A 16,072-nucleotide genomic window follows, 5' to 3' on the forward strand; every position below is an offset into this window, starting at 1 on the left:
ACTCTGGCCTCCCCTCAACGGCCGCAAAAAGTTTTCAGTTGAGGAACCCCGGCTTTGGGCCTCGATCTCCCCGAGCCAACTTCAGTTCAACGATTCATCAATGACCACCATCCGCGTTAAAGAAAACGAGCCCTTCGACGTCGCACTTCGCCGTTTCAAGCGCACCATCGAAAAGCTCGGCCTGCTGACCGACCTGCGTGCCCGCGAGTTCTACGAAAAGCCGACCGCCGAGCGCAAGCGCAAGAAGGCCGCTGCAGTCAAGCGCCACTACAAGCGCGTGCGCAGCATGCAGCTCCCCAAGAAGCTGTACTAAGCAACGTCCAGGGCAGCTGGCCGCGACGAAAGTCTCCGCCAGCGCCTCGTTGCCCAAGCCGCGCCAGGGAAACCTGCCGCGGCTTTTGTTTTTTCCGAAAGGTTGCGAATGACACTCAAAGAACAGATCACCGAAGACATGAAGACGGCCATGCGCGCCAAGGACTCCGAGCGCCTGGGCACCATCCGCCTGCTGCTCGCGGCCCTGAAGCAGAAGGAAGTCGACGAGCGCGTGGAGCTCGACGACGCCATGGTCGTGGCCATCGTCGACAAGATGGTCAAGCAGCGCAAGGACTCGATAGCCGCCTTCACCACGGGTGGCCGCGCCGACCTGGCGGACAAGGAAGCCTCCGAGATCAAGGTGCTCGAGGTCTACCTGCCCCAGCGCATGAGCGCCGACGAGACGGTGGCCGCGGTGAAGGCCATCGTGGCCGAGCTGGGCGCCAGCGGCCCCGGCGACATGGGCAAGGTCATGGGCGTGGTCAAGACCCGCCTGGCCGGCAAGGCCGACATGGGCCAGGTCAGCGCAGCGGTCAAGGCCGCCTTGACGGGCGCCTGATGACTGCCACCGGCACCACCGCCCCGATCCTCAAGGCCTGCGCCTGCCTGGTCGACGCGCGGGGCCGGCTGCTGGTGTTTCGCCATCCCGAGGACGGCAACATGCAGCTCCCCAAGGGCACCATCGAGCCGGGTGAGTCGCCCGAGGTGGCCGTGCGGCGCGAGCTGCTCGAGGAGTCGGGCCTGGCCTACGCGGGCCCGCTGCAATCGCTGGGCACGCTTCAGCGCGAATGCGAAGCCGGCGTCGAGGGCAACACCCACCGCCACCCGCAGCTGTGGCACCTGTTCCTGATGCGCGCCGAGGGCCAGCTTGTCGACGTGCCCGAGACCTTCGCGCACACGGCCACCGGCAGCCCCGAGGAAGAAGGCCTGGTGTTCCTGTTCAGCTGGCTCGAAGCCGGCGACGCCATCAGCGACTTCGCCCTGCCCTACCGCCAGACCATCGAGCGCGTGCGCGCGGCCCTGTTGCTCGCCGCCTGAGCAAGCCTGGTCGTCACGCCAGGGCGCGCGTGGCCATGTAGAGCCCCAGCAGCGCCAGCCCGATCAAAAAGCAGCGCCGGAAGACGGCCACCGGCAGCCGTTTGCGCAGCCATGTTCCCAGCAGCATGCCGCCGACGGCCGGCACCAGCATCGCGAACGACGCCCCCACCGCCGACATCGGATAGCCGCCGTTCCCCGCCAGCCCGACGGCCAGCACCACCGTCGAGGTGGTGAACGAGATGCCCATCGCCTGGATCAGCGCATCGCGCTCGAAGCCCAGCGCCTGCAGGTACGGCACTGCCGGCACCGCGAACACCCCGGTCACCGCCGTGACCAACCCCGTGGCCATGCCCACCAGCGGCCCGAGCCAGCGCGCCTGTGCATCGCTCACGTGCGCCTGGCGTCCGGTCAGGCTCCACCCGGCGTAGACGACCAGCGCCACGCCCAGCGCCACCGAAGCCCACGCCCCCGCCGGCACCCCCAGCCACAGCGCCCCGCCCAACGTGCCGATGACGACACCCACCTGCATGCCGCCGATGCGCCGCAGCACCGGCATGAAGGTGGCGCGCGGCCCGGTCTGCCAGAGGTTGGTGACCAGCGAAGGCACGATCAGCAGCGCCGCGGCCTGCACCGGCGGCATCCACAGGGCGAGCACCGCCATCGACACCGTGGGCAGCCCCAGCCCGATCACGCCCTTGATCACCCCCGCCAGCAGGAACACCGCCGTGGCAGCGGCCCAGAAACTCGTCATGTCGTTCGAATGCGTCATCGCGGCGGAGTCTGCCGGGCAACGGCGCGCCTGGAAATGCGGGATTCGCGGAGCCGGCCTCAGGCTGCGGCTGAGGCTGCGAACGGTGCTGCTGGTGCACACTGCGCCGCACCATGCGATTCGACCTCACCGACCTGCGGCTCTTCCTGAACGTCGCCGAAGCCGGCAGCCTCACCGGCGGCGCCGCTCGTTCGCACATGACGCTGGCCTCCGCCAGCCAGCGCGTGCGCGGCATGGAAGACGCACTGGGCACACCGCTGCTCACCCGCCACGCGCAAGGCGTGCGCCCCACCGAAGCCGGCCGCACGCTGCTGCACCATGCGCGCGTCGTGCTGCAGCAGATGGAGCGCCTGCGCGGCGAGCTCGGCGAGTACGGACAGGGCTTGAAGGGCCATGTGCGCCTCATGTGCGGCACCTCGGCGCTGACCGAGCACCTGCCCGAGGTGCTCGCGCGCTTCCTGGCGCAGCACCCGCGGGTGTCGATAGACCTCGAGGAACGCCCCAGCCCCGACACCGTCGAGGCGCTGCGCGCGGGGCTGTGCGACATCGGCATCGTCTCGGACGCGATCGACACGCAGGGCCTCGAATGCCATGCGTTCCGGCGCGACGACCTCGTGCTCGTGATGCCGCGCGGCCATGCGCTGGCCGGGCGCCGCCGTGTGACGCTGGCCGAGGTGGTCGAGGTGGCCGACATCGAGTTCGTGGGCCTGCCCGCCGACAGCGCGCTGCAGCAGCTGGTCGCCACGCAGGCCCGCTCGCTGGGGAGGCACCTGTCGTACCGCGTGCGCGTGCACAACTTCGAGGCCGTGTGCCGCATGGTCGAGCAAGGCATCGGCGTGGGCATCGTGCCGCAGACCGCGGCCGCGCGTTGCGCCCGCACGATGAAGATCGCACGCGCCTCGCTGGCCGAGGCGTGGGCGCAGCGCACTTTGCTGGCGTGCGTGCGCGCGTCGCAAGCGCTGCCGCTCAATGCACAGCGCATGCTGCAGCACCTGCTGGATGCGCCGGAAGCCCCTTAGCACGAGCCCGCGAGCCCGGCGTTCGCGTCAGATCGGCCGGCTCAGCTGCCGGCGATCTTCATGCGGTTGACCAGGATCGATCCCGTGGTCTTGGCGCCGAAGGTGTAGGCGTCCGCGCCGATGGCCTGAATGCCCATGAGCATGTCCTTCAGGTTGCCGGCGATGGTGATTTCTTCCACCGGGAAGGCGATGCGGCCCTTCTCGACCCAGAAGCCGCTCGCACCGCGCGAGTAGTCGCCGGTCACGTAGTTCACGCCCTGGCCCATCAGCTCGATCACGAACAGGCCGGTGCCCAGCTTGGCGAGCATGGCGTCGAGGTCGTCGCCGTGCTTCGTGAGGCGCGAGCTCAGCGTCAGGTTGTGCGAGCCGCCGGCGTTGCCGGTGGTCTTCATGCCCAGCTTGCGGGCCGAATAGGTCGAGAGAAAGTAGCCTTCGAGGCGGCCTGCATCGACCACCTTGCGGGCGCGCGTGATCACGCCTTCGTCGTCGAAGGGCGAGCTGCCCTTGCCGCGCATCACATGCGGGTCTTCGGCGATGTCGATGTGCTTGGGCAGCACCGGCTTGCCCAGCGAATCGAGCAGGAAGGTGCTCTTGCGGTACAGCGCACCGCCGCTCACGGCCTGTACCAGCCCGCCCAGCAGGCCCACGGCCAGCGGCGACTCGAACAGCACCGGGCATTCGGTGGTCTTGATCTTGCGCGACTTCAGCCGGCTGAGCGCGCGCTCGGCGGCGTAGCGGCCCACGGCCTGCGGGCTGGCCAGCTCGTCGGCCGCGCGCATGGAGCTGTACCAGGCGTCGCGCTGCATGCCGCTGCCCTTGCCGGCGATGGGCGCCACCGAAATGGAATGACGCGAACTGGCATAGCCGCCACGAAAGCCATGCGTGTGGGCGCTGAAGAAGTGGCTCTGCTGGGCCGACACACCCGCGCCTTCGCTGTTGGTGATGCGCTTGTCGGTCGACAGGGCCGCCGCTTCGCATTCCAGCGCCAGCGTGGCGGCCTGCTCGCTCGTCACGTCCCAGGGGTGGAACAGGTCGAGCTCGGGGTGTTCCTTGGCGATATCGGCCTCGTCGGGCAGGCCGCTCACCGGGTCTTCGGCGGTGAAGCGGGCAATGTCGTAAGCCGCCTGCACGGTCTGCCGGATGGCGGCCTCGGAGAAGTCGGAAGTGCTGGCGTTGCCGCGGCGGTGGCCCACGTAGACCGTGATGCCCAGCGACTTGTCGCGGTTGCGCTCGACGTTTTCCAGCTCGCCCTTGCGCACCGACACGCTCAGGCCGCAGCCCTCGGAGGCCTCGGCCCCCGCGTCGGTGGCACCGAGCTTCTTGGCATGCGCCAAGGCCGTGTCGACCAGGTTTTCGAAGAAGGAGCGGCTGTAGGCGAAGCCGGAATCGGCGCGCGAGGAGGATGTCGTCATGTGGTGGCTATGATACTTGCGCCCCCTGTTTCACGTTCACCCCCCAGCTTCCCACTGCCCATTGCACGCATTCCATGCGTTGCAACGCCGCACGGTGCGGCCCAGAATCCATCTCATGTCCCGCAAACCCAAAAAAGGCTATTTCGTCCGTGGCCAGTTCGTCGCCGAAGGCAGCGAACTCGACCTGGAGCTCAAGCGCGAGCTCAAGGGCACCGACGAATCCAGCCGCACCGATCTCAAGCGCGAAAGCGACGAACTGCAAAAGCTCGGCGAGGAACTGCTCGGCCTGCGCGCCGCACTGTTCGAGGCCTTGCCGCTGAGCGAAAAACTGGTCGATGCCGTGGCTGAAGCCAAGCGCATCACCAATTTCGAGGGCAAGCGCCGGCAGATGCAGTTCATCGGCAAGCTCATGCGCAAGCTTGACGAGCCCACGCTGGAGGCCGTCAAGCTGGCCCTGACCGAGCAGAACACCGTGCCGGCCGCCGAGGCCGCCGCCCTGCACGAGGCCGAACGCTGGCGCGACCGCCTGATCGGCGACGACGACGCCCTGGGCGGCTGGATCGAAACCCATCCCGCCACCGATTCGCAGCAGCTGCGCGCGCTGGTGCGCCAGGCCCGCAAGGACATGAAGACCGGCCCGGCCGGAGAAGCGCCGCGCCAGGGCAAGGCCTACCGCGAGATCTTCCAGCTGGTGCGCCAGCAATTGGCCGTGCACGGCGGCGACGACCATGCTGCGGCGGCCGCGGCGCAGGATCGCGAAGAGGACGCGTGAGACGCGCGAGCTTCCTGTCTTTCTCCCTCCCCTCCCGGGGGAGGGCCGGGGTGGGGGCACGACGGCCTTCGAACCGCCATGGCGTCACCGGCGCCGCTTGCCCCCATCCCCACCTTCCCCCGGAAGGGGAAGGAGGAACCCCAACACCATGAACACACACGACCCCGTCCGCATCGGCATCGTCTCCATCAGCGACCGCGCCTCCAGCGGCACCTACGAAGACAAGGGCCTGCCCGCACTGAAAGACTGGCTGGCCCGTGCGCTGAAGAACCCGATCGAATTCGAACCCCGGCTCATCCCCGACGAAGCGGCCCGCATCAGCGCCACGCTGATCGAACTCGTCGACGCCGGCTGCGCGCTGGTGCTGACCACCGGCGGTACCGGCCCCGCCCTGCGCGACGTGACGCCCGAGGCCACGCTGGCCGTGGCCGACAAGGAAATGCCCGGCTTCGGCGAGCAGATGCGCCAGATCAGCCTGCGCTTCGTGCCCACCGCGATCCTGTCGCGCCAGGTCGCGGTGATTCGCGGCCAGAGCCTGATCCTCAACCTGCCCGGCCAGCCCAAGGCCATCGCGGAAACGCTCGAAGGCCTGAAGGATGCCGACGGCACCCAGCTCGTGCCCGGCATCTTCGCGGCCGTGCCTTACTGCATCGACCTGATCGGCGGGCCGTACCTGGAAACCGACGACGCGGTCTGCAAGGCCTTCAGGCCCAAATCGGCCATCCGTCAAAGCCGCTGAAGGCGCGCGGGCAGGTCTGAGCCGCGCCGCGCGGCTGCAAATCAGGTCGGCTGCACGGTGGCCGCCTGCTGCCCGTCCCGCACCTCGTCCTCCTCGCGCCGGTGCGCCATGCGATACAGCAGCGGCAACACCAGCAGCGTCAGCGCAGTCGAGGAAAGAATCCCCCCGATCACCACCGTCGCCAGCGGCCGCTGCACCTCGGCGCCGGTGCCGGTGGCGATGGCCATCGGCACGAAGCCCAGCGAGGCGACCAGCGCCGTCATCAGCACCGGGCGCAGCCGGGTGAGCGCGCCTTCGCGGATGGCCGCGTCCAGCGGCAGGCCGTTGTCGCGCAGGTTGCGGATGAACGAGATCATCACCAGCCCGTTGAGCACCGCCACGCCAGACAGCGCGATGAAGCCCACCGCCGCCGAGATGGACAGCGGAATGTCGCGCAGCCACAGCGCCACGATGCCGCCCGTGAGCGCGAACGGAATGCCGGTGAACACCAGCAGGCCGTCCTTCAGGTTGCCGAACATCGCGAACAGCAGCGTGAGCACCAGCAGCAGCGACACCGGCACCACCACCTGCAGCCGCTCGGTGGCCGAGGCCAGGTTCTCGTACTGGCCGCCCCACACCGTCCAGTAGCCGGTGGGGATCTTCACGTTGCGCATGGCTTGCTCGGCCTCGGCCACGAAGGAACCCAGGTCGCGCCCGCGCACGTTGGCGCTCACCACGATGCGGCGCTTGCCGTCTTCGCGGCTCACCTGGTTGGGACCGGGCGCGATGTCCAGCGTGGCCACCTCGCCCAGCGGGATGAAGCTGGTGCGCAGGCCCTCGGCGCCCGCGCCCTTGGGCAGCGCCACGGGCAGCCGCTTGATGGCTTCCAGGTCGGTGCGCAGGTGCTCGGGCAGCCGCACGATGATGTCGAAGCGCCGGTCGCCGTCGAACAGCGTGCCCGCCTCGCGCCCGCCCACGGCGATGGAAATAGCGTCCTGCACGTCGCCCACGTTCAGGCCGTAGCGCGCGGTCTTCTGGCGGTCGATGTTCACGGTGAGCATCGGCAGGCCGGTGGTCTGCTCGACCTTCACCTCGGCCGCGCCGGGGATCTTGCCCAGCGTTTCCGACACCTCGGCCGCCGTCTGGTTCAGCACGTCCATGTCGTCGCCGAAGATCTTCACGGCCACGTCGCTGCGCACGCCCGAGATCAGCTCGTTGAAGCGAAGCTGGATGGGCTGCGAGAACTCGTAGTTGTTGCCCGGCAGCTTCTCCACCTCTTCCTGCACGGCCGTCAGCAGCTCGGCGCGGCTGCGCCGCCGTGAAGCGCCATCGGTCACGGGCCACTCGCTCTCGGGCTTGAGCATGATGTAGCCGTCCGAGATGTTCGGGGGCATCGGGTCCGACGCGATCTCGGCCGTGCCGGTGCGCGCGAACACGCGCTCGATCTCCGGAAACTTCGCCTTCAGCGTGCTTTCCAGCTGCTTCTGCATCTGCACCGACTGCGTGAGGCTGGTGCCCGGAATGCGCAGCGCCTGGATCGCGAAGTCGCCCTCGCTCAGGCTGGGCACGAACTCCGTGCCCAGGCGCGTGGCCAGCAGGCCCGACAGCACCACGGCCACCACGGCGACGGTGATGACCAGCGCCTTGGCCTGCATCACGCGCGCCAGCAGCGGCTCGTAGCCTCGCTTGGCCCACACCATCAAGCGGTTTTCCTTCTCGCTGACCTTGTTGCCGATGAACAGCGCCACGGCCGCGGGAATGAAGGTGATCGACAGAATCATCGCGCCCACCAGCGCAATCACCACGGTGAAAGCCATCGGGTGGAACAGCTTGCCCTCCACGCCCGTGAGCGCAAAGATCGGCAGGTACACGATCATGATGATCAGCTGGCCGAACAGCAGCGGGCGCCGCGCCTCCTGCGAGGCCGCGAACACCTCGTGAAAGCGCTCGCTGCGCGTGAGCGGGCGCCCGTGCTTCGCCTGCGCATGCGCGAGGCGCCGCACGCAGTTCTCCACGATCACCACCGCCCCGTCCACGATGATGCCGAAGTCCAGCGCCCCCAGGCTCATGAGGTTGGCGCTGACCTTCTGGTTCACCATGCCGGTGAAGGTGAACAGCATCGACAGCGGAATCACCAGCGCCGTGATCAGCGCCGCGCGAATGTTGCCCAGGAACAGGAACAGCACCGCAATGACCAGCACCGCGCCTTCGAACAGGTTCTTCTTCACCGTGGCGATGGCCTTGTCGACCAGCACCGTGCGGTCGTACACGGTCACGGCCTTCACGCCCGCGGGCAGCGTGCGGTTGACCTCCTGCATCTTCCTGTCGACCGCCTGCGACACGGTGCGGCTGTTCTCGCCGATCAGCATGAACACCGTGCCCAGCACCACCTCGCGGCCGTTGTCGGTGGCCGCGCCCGTGCGCAGTTCCTGCCCGATGCCGACCTCGGCCACGTCCTGCACGCGCAGCGGAATGCCGCCTGCATTGCCCAGGATGACGTTGCCGATGTCTTCGGCCGACTTCACCTGCCCCGGCGCGCGAATGAGGTACTGCTCGCCGCGCTTCTCGATGTAGCCCGCGCCCACGTTGGCGTTGTTGCGCTCCAGTGCGGTGACCAGGTCGGTCATGCTCAGGCCGTGGGCCAGCAGCTTGGCCGGGTCGGGCGCGATCTGGAACTCCTTGGCGTAGCCGCCGATGGAGTTGATCTCGGTCACGCCGGCCACGTTGCGCAGCTGCGGCTTGATGATCCAGTCCTGGATCTCGCGCAGGTCGGTCGGCGAATACGGCTTGCTGTCGGCCTTCTTCGCGCCCTCGTCCGCCTCCACGGTCCAGAGGTAGATCTCGCCCAGGCCGGTCGAGATGGGCCCGATCACCGGCGAGATGCCGCTGGGCATGCTCTCGCGCGCCGACTGGATGCGCTCGTTGACCAGCTGGCGCGCAAAGTAGATGTCGGTGCCGTCCTTGAAGATCACCGTCACCTGCGAGAGGCCGTAGCGCGACAGCGAGCGCGTCTGCTGCAGGCCCGGCAGGCCGGCCATGACGGTCTCGATCGGGTAGGTCACGCGCTGCTCGGTCTCCAGCGGGGAGTAGCCGGGCGTGGCGGTGTTGATCTGCACCTGCACGTTGGTGATGTCGGGCACCGCGTCGATGGGCAGCTTCTGGTAGCTGAAGACGCCGAGCGCCGCCATGCCGAGCACGGCGAGCAGCACGAGCCAGCGCTGCGCGATGGAAAAACCGATGATGCGTTCGAACATGCGGTGTCCTCAGTGCGTGTGCGTGGCCGAGCTCTTGCCCTGCTGCGACTTCACGACGAAGCTGCCGCTCGCGGCATAGGCGGCGCCGGGCGCGAGGCCGCCGACGATCTCTACCCGCTTGCCGTCGCTGCGCCCCGTCTGCACGTGCTGCGGCACGAAGCCGCCGGGCACGCGCAGGAACACAGTGGGCTTGTCTTCCACCGTTTGAATCGCTTCGGCAGACACGGTGACGGGCGCGTCCGTCTCGGAGGCCACGAGCTCGACGTTCACGAACAGGCCCGGGCGCCAGATGCGCTGCGGGTTGGTCAGCGTGACGCGCGCGGTGGCGGTGCGCGTCTGCGCGCCGATGAGCGAGCCCACGTACGACACCTTGCCGGCGGCCGTCTGGTCGAAGGCGCTGGAGCGAACGATCACCGGCTCGCCGATGCGCACCAGGTTCAGGTTGCCGGCAGCCACGGCAATCTCGGCCCACACGCTCGACAGGTCGGAAATGGTGAACACGTTGACGTCTTCCTTCACCGACTCGCCCAGCGCGATGTGCTTCTCGACCACCATGCCGTCGAAGGGCGCGCGCAGTTCGTAGCGCCCGAGCGCGGCCGAGCCCGGCGTGGCGCCCAGCGCCAGCAGCTTCTGGTTGGCGTTGGCCACCTCGATCCGGGCCTCCTGCATGGCCTGCTCGGCCTGCAGGTAGTCCTGCTGCGGGGAGATCTTTTCTTCCCACAGCTTCTTCTCGCGCTCGTAGGTGGTGCGGGCCAGCGCCAGCCGGCGCTGCGCCGTCTGCAGCGCGCTGCGCTGCTCCGACAGCGAAGGGCTCGACAGCACCGCCAGCACCTGGCCGCGCTTGACCTCCTGACCCAGGTCGGCCGACACGCCCTCGACCACGCCCGCCACGCGCGGCACCACGTGGGCCGTGCGGTCTTCGTTGAACCTGATCTCGCCGGGCAGCTGCAGCGCGAGCTTGATGCGCGCGGGGCCGGCGCTGGCGATGGCGATGTCGGCGGCCTTGACCTGCGCGTCGGTGAAGGCGATCTTTTCTTCGCCTTCCTCGCTTTCCTTGTGCGCGCCGCCCTCCTTGCCTTGCGCGGATGCGTCCTGGCCTTGCGTGCCGCCTTCCTGCTTCTTGCCCTGCGCGTGGTGCTCCTTGTCGGCATGGCCGGCGGCCTCGCCGTGATCGTGGTCGTGGTCCTTGTCCGCTGCCTTGCCGGCTTCCTTGGCGCCTTCTTTGCCGGCCTCCTTGCCGTGCGCCTCACCCTCTTCATGGTGCTCGCCGTCGCCGTGCCCGGCCGCTTCCGAATGACCGGCCGCCTCGGGCTTGGCGGGCGAGGTGCGCAGGATCATCGCGCCGGCGCCGAGCCCCACGACGAGGACCACCGCGATGGCGATCCACTGCTTCTTGCCGACGCGCTCGGCCACGGGTTTGCGTTCTTGTGCGTTCATGGTGTGTGAGATTCCTTGTCAGCGCGCGACGGGTGTCGCGAGCGAGATGTCGTCGCCGTGGCGGCCCAGCAGCCGGTCGAGGTCGCCGGCCGCGCGGTGCGCGTCGGCCAATGCCAGCAGGTACTGCGCACGCACCTGGAACAGCGTGCGTTGCGCATCCAGCGCCTCCAGGAAGCTGAACTTGCCGAGTTCGAAGCCCTTGGTCGCGGCCTTGTAGGCGGTCTCGGCGCCGGGCAGCGCGTCGCTCTGCAGCGTCTGGGCGGTGGCCCGCGCGGAGCCCAGGCGCTCGGTGGCCTGGGCCACGTCGGCGCCCAGTTGCAGTTCGGCGGCGGCCAGTTCGTCGCGCGCCTTCTCTTCGCGGCTCAGGGCCTCGGCCACGTTGCCGCGGTTGGAGTCGAAGATCGGCAGCGGAATCGACAGGCCCACCACCACCTGGTTGCGCCGCCCGCCGCCCGTGTCGCCTTCGGACGAGGGCACGCGCTTGGCGCCCAGCGACACGGTCACGTCGGGCATGCGCTTGGCCTGCTCCAGCTCGGACAGCGCCCGGCGGCGCTCGACCTCGAGCTGCGCCTGCCGCACCACGGGCGCGGCGGCCAGGCGGCTTTGCACGTCCTGCGCCGACGCCATGGCCGGCAGCTGGTCGACCGCGCCGTCCACCTGCGTGAAGCGCGGCGCCGGGTTGCCCCACAGCGCGGCCAGTTGCTGGCGCACGGAGCGCAGCGTGCCTTCGGCCTGGAGCAGTTCGACGCGAATGCCCGCCTCGGCCACGCGCGCCCTGGTTTCTTCCAGCGGCGAGACCTTGCCGGCGGCCACGCGGTTAGTGGCCGCGCGGGTGCCGGCCTGCGCGAGGCTCACCGAATCCTGCGCAAGACGCAGGCGCTCCTGCGCGGTCAGCACCTCGAAGAAGCCGGTGACGGTGGCCGCGCGCACCTCGGCACGGCGCGCGTCCAGCGCCGAAGCGGCCTGGTCGCGCGCACGCTCGGCCGCCGTCACCCGCGCCGCGCGCTTGCCGCCCAGCTCGAGGGGCTGGCTCAGCAGCAGCGTGGTGGTGCGGTTGTCGCGGCGCAGGTCTTCCACCTGCGCGTCGAGCGTGGGGTTGGGCCAGGCGCCGGCCTGCACGATGGCGGCTTCGGCGGCGTCCTGCTCGCGCGATGCGGCGGAAAGGCCCGGGCTGGCCTGCAGCGCCATGGCGAGCGCGGCCTGCAGGTTCAGCGGGCCAGCGGGCTCCAGCATGCGGGCGGCCGCGCGGGAGGACGGGTAAGGGGAGCCGGCCGAGGTCTGCACGACCTGCGAAAAAACCGGGGGCGCCGCCATGGCCAAAACGGCCAGCGGCACGAAGAGCGTGCGCATCGAATTCTCCTGGGTTGCGAAACAACGGACGGACGAATTCGGCGAGAAAAGCTCAGCTGACGATGAAGATCAGAAGGTGTGTGTGTTCTCTCGCCGAATCAGAGGGCGAGAGACCAATCGGGACGCACTGGAACGTCGGCGATGTGCGAGGCGAAGCGCTCGCCCGGCGCGGCGCGCAGGACCTGGGCCGCGCGGGCCACGGCCAGCGCGGGCTCGGTCGATGCGTCGGCATGTTGCGCCCAGCCCGCATGGCAGACCGCGCAGTAGCCGACCACGGCGTTGGGCTGGGTGCTCGAATTTTTCTGCGCGCCCTCGCCGCTGTGGCTGCGGTCGGTGCCGCGGCCTTCGCTTTCGTGGTGGCCCCAGTGCTCGGGCTGCGTGTCGCGCTCATGCTGGCAGTACGCCGATGCCGCGGCCCAGCTGAGCTGGAGCGGCAAGAGGGCGAGCAGAAAGATGAGGAGCCAGCGGCGCATGGAGGCAAAAAGTATATCGACGGCCTTCGGCGCGACTTGCGCCAAAGCCCCTGCAAACCGCAGGCCCGGCGCAATGTATGACACCAGGGCCCGCATTTGTCCGTCAATAGGATGACTAAATCGTAATCAACATATCAAGAGTATTTAGTTACCATCTCTGGATGCGAATTCTGGTCATTGAAGATGAGCCCAAGCTCGGCGATTACCTCAAGAAGGGGCTCGAAGAGAACGGATACGTCGTGGATATCGCCCGCGACGGCATCGAAGGAAAGTACCTCGCCACGGAGGGCGACTACGCCCTGGTCCTGCTCGACGTGATGCTTCCCGGCATCGACGGCTTCGGCGTGCTGCAGGCCATACGCCGCACGAAGAACGTTCCCGTGCTGGTGCTCACCGCGCGCGACAAGGTCGAAGACCGCGTGCAGGGGCTGCAGCAAGGCGCGGACGACTACCTCGTCAAGCCCTTCTCGTTTTCCGAACTGCTGGCCCGCGTGCAGGCGCTGCTGCGGCGCGGCAAGCCGCAGGAATCGACCCACCTCCGGCTGGCCGACCTCGAGGTCGATCTCATCAGCCGCAAGTGCGCACGCAACCGCACCCGCCTGGAGCTCACGGCCAAGGAGTTCACGCTGCTCGTCGTGCTGCTGCGCCGGCGCGGCCAGATCCTGTCGCGCACCACGCTCGCCGAGCAGGTGTGGGACATGAACTTCGACAGCGACACCAACGTGGTGGAGGTGGCCATCCGCCGCCTGCGCAGCAAGCTGGACGACCCGTTCGACGTGAAGCTGCTGCACACGGTGCGCGGCATGGGCTACGTGCTCGAAGACCGCTCCTGGGCATGAGCCCGCGGCCGCACCGGCACTCGCTGCAGCGGCGGCTGTCGCTCTGGTTCGCGGTGCAGACCCTGTTCGGGTTGAGCGTGATCTGCCTGGCGGTGTACATGGTCACGGCATGGAGCTTCGCGCAGAAGCAGGAAGACGAGATCAACCAGAAGGCCGTGCTGGTTCAGCACCTGCTGCAGGAGGCCGAAAAAGGCGGCGACCTGGTGTTCTTGCGGCACAAGCTGGACGACTTCTTCTCCATGCAGGACGACGTGTCGCTGCGCATCTCGCACGCGGGGCGCGAGCTCTTCCAGTCGGCCCCCGTGCCCAACGCCCAATGGATGCGGCGCGACCTGGAGGTGCCCTGGACGCAAGGCGGCACGGCCCTGCAGCTGTCGGTGCAGCTCGGCGTGAACATGGCGCAGGAAGCCCGGCTGCTGCAGCGCCTGGCCTGGACACTGCTGGGCGCCGTGGTGCTGGGCACCGCGCTGGTCTCGCTCACGGGCATGTGGCTGGTGCGCCGCGGCCTGCGCCCGCTGAGGGCGCTGGCCGACCGCACCGCCGCCATGGCACCCGACAAGGCCAACCAGCCCATCGACGCCATGGCTTTCGCCGAAGAGCTTCGCCCTTGGATCACGCAGTTCAACGCGCTGCTGCTGCGGGTGCAGCGGGCCTACGTGCAGCTGGAGTCTTTCAATGCCGACGTGGCGCACGAGCTGCGCACGCCGCTGGCCAACCTGCGCGGCTCGACCGAACTGGCGCTCACGCGCCCGCGCAGCAACGAGGAACTGCAGACGGTGCTCGCGTCCAACCTCGAGGAGATCGGGCGGTTGTCGGGCATCGTCACCGACATGCTGTTTCTGTCGCAGGCCGAGCGCGGCGGGCCGATGCGCACGCGGGCCGTCACCGGCCTGGCGGCGCAGGCCGCCGACGTGATCGACTTCTACGACGCCATGCTGGAAGAAGCCGGCCTGCGCGCCGAGGTGCGGGGCGACGCCACGGCCGACGTGGACGCCGCGTTGATACGGCGCGCCCTGTTCAACCTGCTGGGCAACGCGATCCGCTTCGCCGCGCCGGCCTCGACCTTGCGCATCGAGATCGGCGAGTTCCGTGAAGACAACGCGAACGAGTTCTCCGTGGCCGTGGTCAACCGGGGCGAGCCGATAGCCCCGGCGGCCCTGCCCCGCCTGTTCGAGCGCTTCTATCGCGCCGCGCACGCCCGCGACGGCTCCACGCGGCACCACGGCCTGGGCCTGTCGATAGTGGAGGCCATTGCGCGCATGCACGGCGGGCGCGTGTTCGCGGCCAGCCAGGGCGGCGAGACGCGCATCGGCTTCACGGTGCGGCGCGGGGACTGAGCCGCCGCCGCGAGCCCGTCAGGGCTTGGCCACCGCGCCCACCTCTGCCGTGCCGGCCGGCACGCTCGCCTTGCGGCCGATGAACAGGTTGATCAGCGGCCCGGTCATCGCGGTGGTCACCAGCGCCATCACCAGCAGCATCGTGAACAGCTCGGGGCCGATGAGGCCGGCGTCCAGCCCGATCTTCATGACGATGAGCTCCATGAGCCCGCGCGCGTTCATCAGCGAGCCGGTGGCCAGGCTGTCGCGCCAGCCGTAGCCTGCCATGCGCGCGCCGATGGCGCCGCCGGCGATCTTGCCGAAGGCGGCCACGCCCAGGATGAGCAGCATGGCGCCGAAGCCAGCGCCCGAGAACGCGCTGGACGTGGTGCCCAGGCCCGCGAGCGCGAAGAACAGCGGCATCAGCACCACGATCGAGATCGGCTCGATGCGCTCGGTCAGTGACTTCAGCAGCCGGTCGTCGCGCGGCAGGCAGGCGCCGAACAGGAAGGCGCCGAACACCGCATGCAGGTGCAGCCACTCGGTGACCAGCGCGGTGGCCAGCAGCCCGATCATCAGCGCGGCCATCAGCGTGATCGACGGTTCGCCTTCGGGCGCCCTGGTGCGCAGCAGCCAGGCGAAGGCCGGCTTGACGGCCAGGAACAGCACGCACAGCACCACCACCATGCCCAGCGTGGTCTTCAGAAGGCCTTGGAAGCCCTCGCCCGCGCCGACCATCGCCACCACGAAGGCCAGCAAGATCCAGGCGAACACGTCGACCACCGCGGCCGCGCCGAGCGACAGCTGGCCGAAGGAGGTGCGCGTCATGCCGCGGTCTTTCAGGATGCGCGCCATCACCGGGAACGCGGTGATCGACAGCGCCGCCGCGATGAACAGCGCGAAAGGCCAGAAGCCCACGCCAGCCGGCGCGAGCGAGGGATGCAGTGCCGGCGCGATGGCAATGCCCAGCGCGGCCGGCACCACGGTGCTCAGCACGCCCACATAGCCGGCGGAGCGCAGCTGCTCGCGCACGCCCTGCGACGCCCGCAACTCCAGCCCGACCACGAACATGAACAGCACCAGCCCCAGCGTGGACAACGACGAGAGCCCCTGCAACGACTCCTTGGAGAACAGCTGCGCGTGCAGCGAGGGAAACAGCGCGCCCATCACGACCGGGCCGAGCATGAGCCCCGCCGCCATTTCGCCGACCACGCTGGGTTGGCCCACGTAGCGAAGCAGCCAGCCGCAGATGCGCGCGGTGGTCAGGATGACGATGAGTTGCAGCAGCAGGGAGGTGGCGGACATCGGTGGGCCGAAGGGGGTGGAAAACGGCTGATGTTAGTGCGAACCCATGTCGTCAGGC

15 protein-coding genes are annotated in these 16,072 nt (G+C 68.9%); 8 read left to right on the top strand and 7 right to left on the bottom strand.

Going from position 1 to position 16,072, the window contains the following annotated elements:
* Window positions 1-100 precede the first annotated feature (100 nt).
* From rpsU to ACSFA5_RS11695, 3 genes are all read left to right on the top strand, one after another.
* Window positions 101-313 carry a 30S ribosomal protein S21 gene (gene rpsU / locus ACSFA5_RS11685; protein WP_007833691.1) on the top strand — a complete coding sequence of 71 codons (213 nt, stop codon included), beginning with the start codon at window positions 101-103 and terminating at the stop codon, window positions 311-313.
* Between the two features lie 108 nt (window positions 314-421).
* Window positions 422-871 carry a GatB/YqeY domain-containing protein gene (locus ACSFA5_RS11690; protein WP_435444199.1) on the top strand — a complete coding sequence of 150 codons (450 nt, stop codon included), beginning with the start codon at window positions 422-424 and terminating at the stop codon, window positions 869-871.
* Window positions 871-1,350, top strand: a complete 480-nt coding sequence (locus ACSFA5_RS11695) for an NUDIX domain-containing protein (protein ID WP_435444200.1) — start codon at window positions 871-873, stop codon at window positions 1,348-1,350. The genes ACSFA5_RS11690 and ACSFA5_RS11695 overlap by 1 nt, the downstream gene beginning before the upstream one ends.
* A 13-nt stretch (window positions 1,351-1,363) precedes the next feature.
* Here ACSFA5_RS11695 and ACSFA5_RS11700 read toward each other — a convergent pair whose 3' ends face one another.
* Complete coding sequence (locus ACSFA5_RS11700) at window positions 1,364-2,119, bottom strand: sulfite exporter TauE/SafE family protein (RefSeq protein ID WP_435444201.1); 756 nt, start codon at window positions 2,117-2,119, stop codon at window positions 1,364-1,366.
* A 113-nt stretch (window positions 2,120-2,232) separates the two neighbouring features.
* Between ACSFA5_RS11700 and ACSFA5_RS11705 the strand changes: the two genes are divergently transcribed.
* Window positions 2,233-3,138, top strand: a complete 906-nt coding sequence (locus tag ACSFA5_RS11705) for a LysR family transcriptional regulator (protein ID WP_435444202.1) — start codon at window positions 2,233-2,235, stop codon at window positions 3,136-3,138.
* Between the two features lie 41 nt (window positions 3,139-3,179).
* Here ACSFA5_RS11705 and pmbA read toward each other — a convergent pair whose 3' ends face one another.
* Window positions 3,180-4,550 (bottom strand): metalloprotease PmbA, encoded by a 1,371-nt coding sequence (pmbA, locus tag ACSFA5_RS11710; RefSeq protein WP_435444203.1) that lies wholly within the window; start codon window positions 4,548-4,550, stop codon window positions 3,180-3,182.
* A gap of 115 nt (window positions 4,551-4,665) precedes the next feature.
* Between pmbA and yjgA the strand changes: the two genes are divergently transcribed.
* The gene (gene yjgA, locus ACSFA5_RS11715) at window positions 4,666-5,322 is read left to right on the top strand and encodes a ribosome biogenesis factor YjgA (protein ID WP_435444204.1); all 657 of its coding nucleotides are present in this window, start codon (window positions 4,666-4,668) and stop codon (window positions 5,320-5,322) included.
* Window positions 5,323-5,470: 148 nt separating this feature from the next.
* The gene (mog, locus tag ACSFA5_RS11720) at window positions 5,471-6,061 is read left to right on the top strand and encodes a molybdopterin adenylyltransferase (protein WP_435444205.1); all 591 of its coding nucleotides are present in this window, start codon (window positions 5,471-5,473) and stop codon (window positions 6,059-6,061) included.
* Between the two features lie 41 nt (window positions 6,062-6,102).
* Here mog and ACSFA5_RS11725 read toward each other — a convergent pair whose 3' ends face one another.
* The 4 genes from ACSFA5_RS11725 to czcI form a co-directional block, all read right to left on the bottom strand.
* A complete protein-coding gene (locus ACSFA5_RS11725) occupies window positions 6,103-9,294 on the bottom strand; it encodes a CusA/CzcA family heavy metal efflux RND transporter (protein ID WP_435444206.1) in 3,192 nt (1,063 codons plus the stop codon).
* A gap of 9 nt (window positions 9,295-9,303) precedes the next feature.
* Window positions 9,304-10,731, bottom strand: coding sequence for an efflux RND transporter periplasmic adaptor subunit (locus ACSFA5_RS11730; RefSeq protein WP_435444207.1), 1,428 nt, complete (start codon window positions 10,729-10,731; stop codon window positions 9,304-9,306).
* An 18-nt stretch (window positions 10,732-10,749) separates the two neighbouring features.
* A complete protein-coding gene (locus ACSFA5_RS11735; RefSeq protein ID WP_435444208.1) occupies window positions 10,750-12,081 on the bottom strand; it encodes a TolC family protein in 1,332 nt (443 codons plus the stop codon).
* A gap of 98 nt (window positions 12,082-12,179) precedes the next feature.
* Window positions 12,180-12,554 carry a cation efflux protein, CzcI family gene (czcI, locus tag ACSFA5_RS11740; RefSeq protein WP_435444209.1) on the bottom strand — a complete coding sequence of 125 codons (375 nt, stop codon included), beginning with the start codon at window positions 12,552-12,554 and terminating at the stop codon, window positions 12,180-12,182.
* Window positions 12,555-12,715: 161 nt separating this feature from the next.
* Between czcI and ACSFA5_RS11745 the strand changes: the two genes are divergently transcribed.
* Together ACSFA5_RS11745 and ACSFA5_RS11750 are read left to right on the top strand one after the other, a co-directional pair.
* Complete coding sequence (locus ACSFA5_RS11745) at window positions 12,716-13,393, top strand: heavy metal response regulator transcription factor (protein WP_435436568.1); 678 nt, start codon at window positions 12,716-12,718, stop codon at window positions 13,391-13,393.
* Window positions 13,390-14,730 (top strand): heavy metal sensor histidine kinase, encoded by a 1,341-nt coding sequence (locus ACSFA5_RS11750; RefSeq protein WP_435444210.1) that lies wholly within the window; start codon window positions 13,390-13,392, stop codon window positions 14,728-14,730. Before ACSFA5_RS11745 ends, ACSFA5_RS11750 begins: the two co-directional genes overlap by 4 nt.
* A gap of 18 nt (window positions 14,731-14,748) precedes the next feature.
* On the opposite strand, the gene ACSFA5_RS11755 is transcribed toward ACSFA5_RS11750, so the two are convergent.
* Window positions 14,749-16,014 (bottom strand): cation:proton antiporter, encoded by a 1,266-nt coding sequence (locus ACSFA5_RS11755; protein WP_435444211.1) that lies wholly within the window; start codon window positions 16,012-16,014, stop codon window positions 14,749-14,751.
* Window positions 16,015-16,072 lie beyond the last annotated feature (58 nt).

Source organism: Variovorax monticola (genome assembly GCF_051216855.1).
Taxonomy (GTDB): domain Bacteria; phylum Pseudomonadota; class Gammaproteobacteria; order Burkholderiales; family Burkholderiaceae_C; genus Variovorax.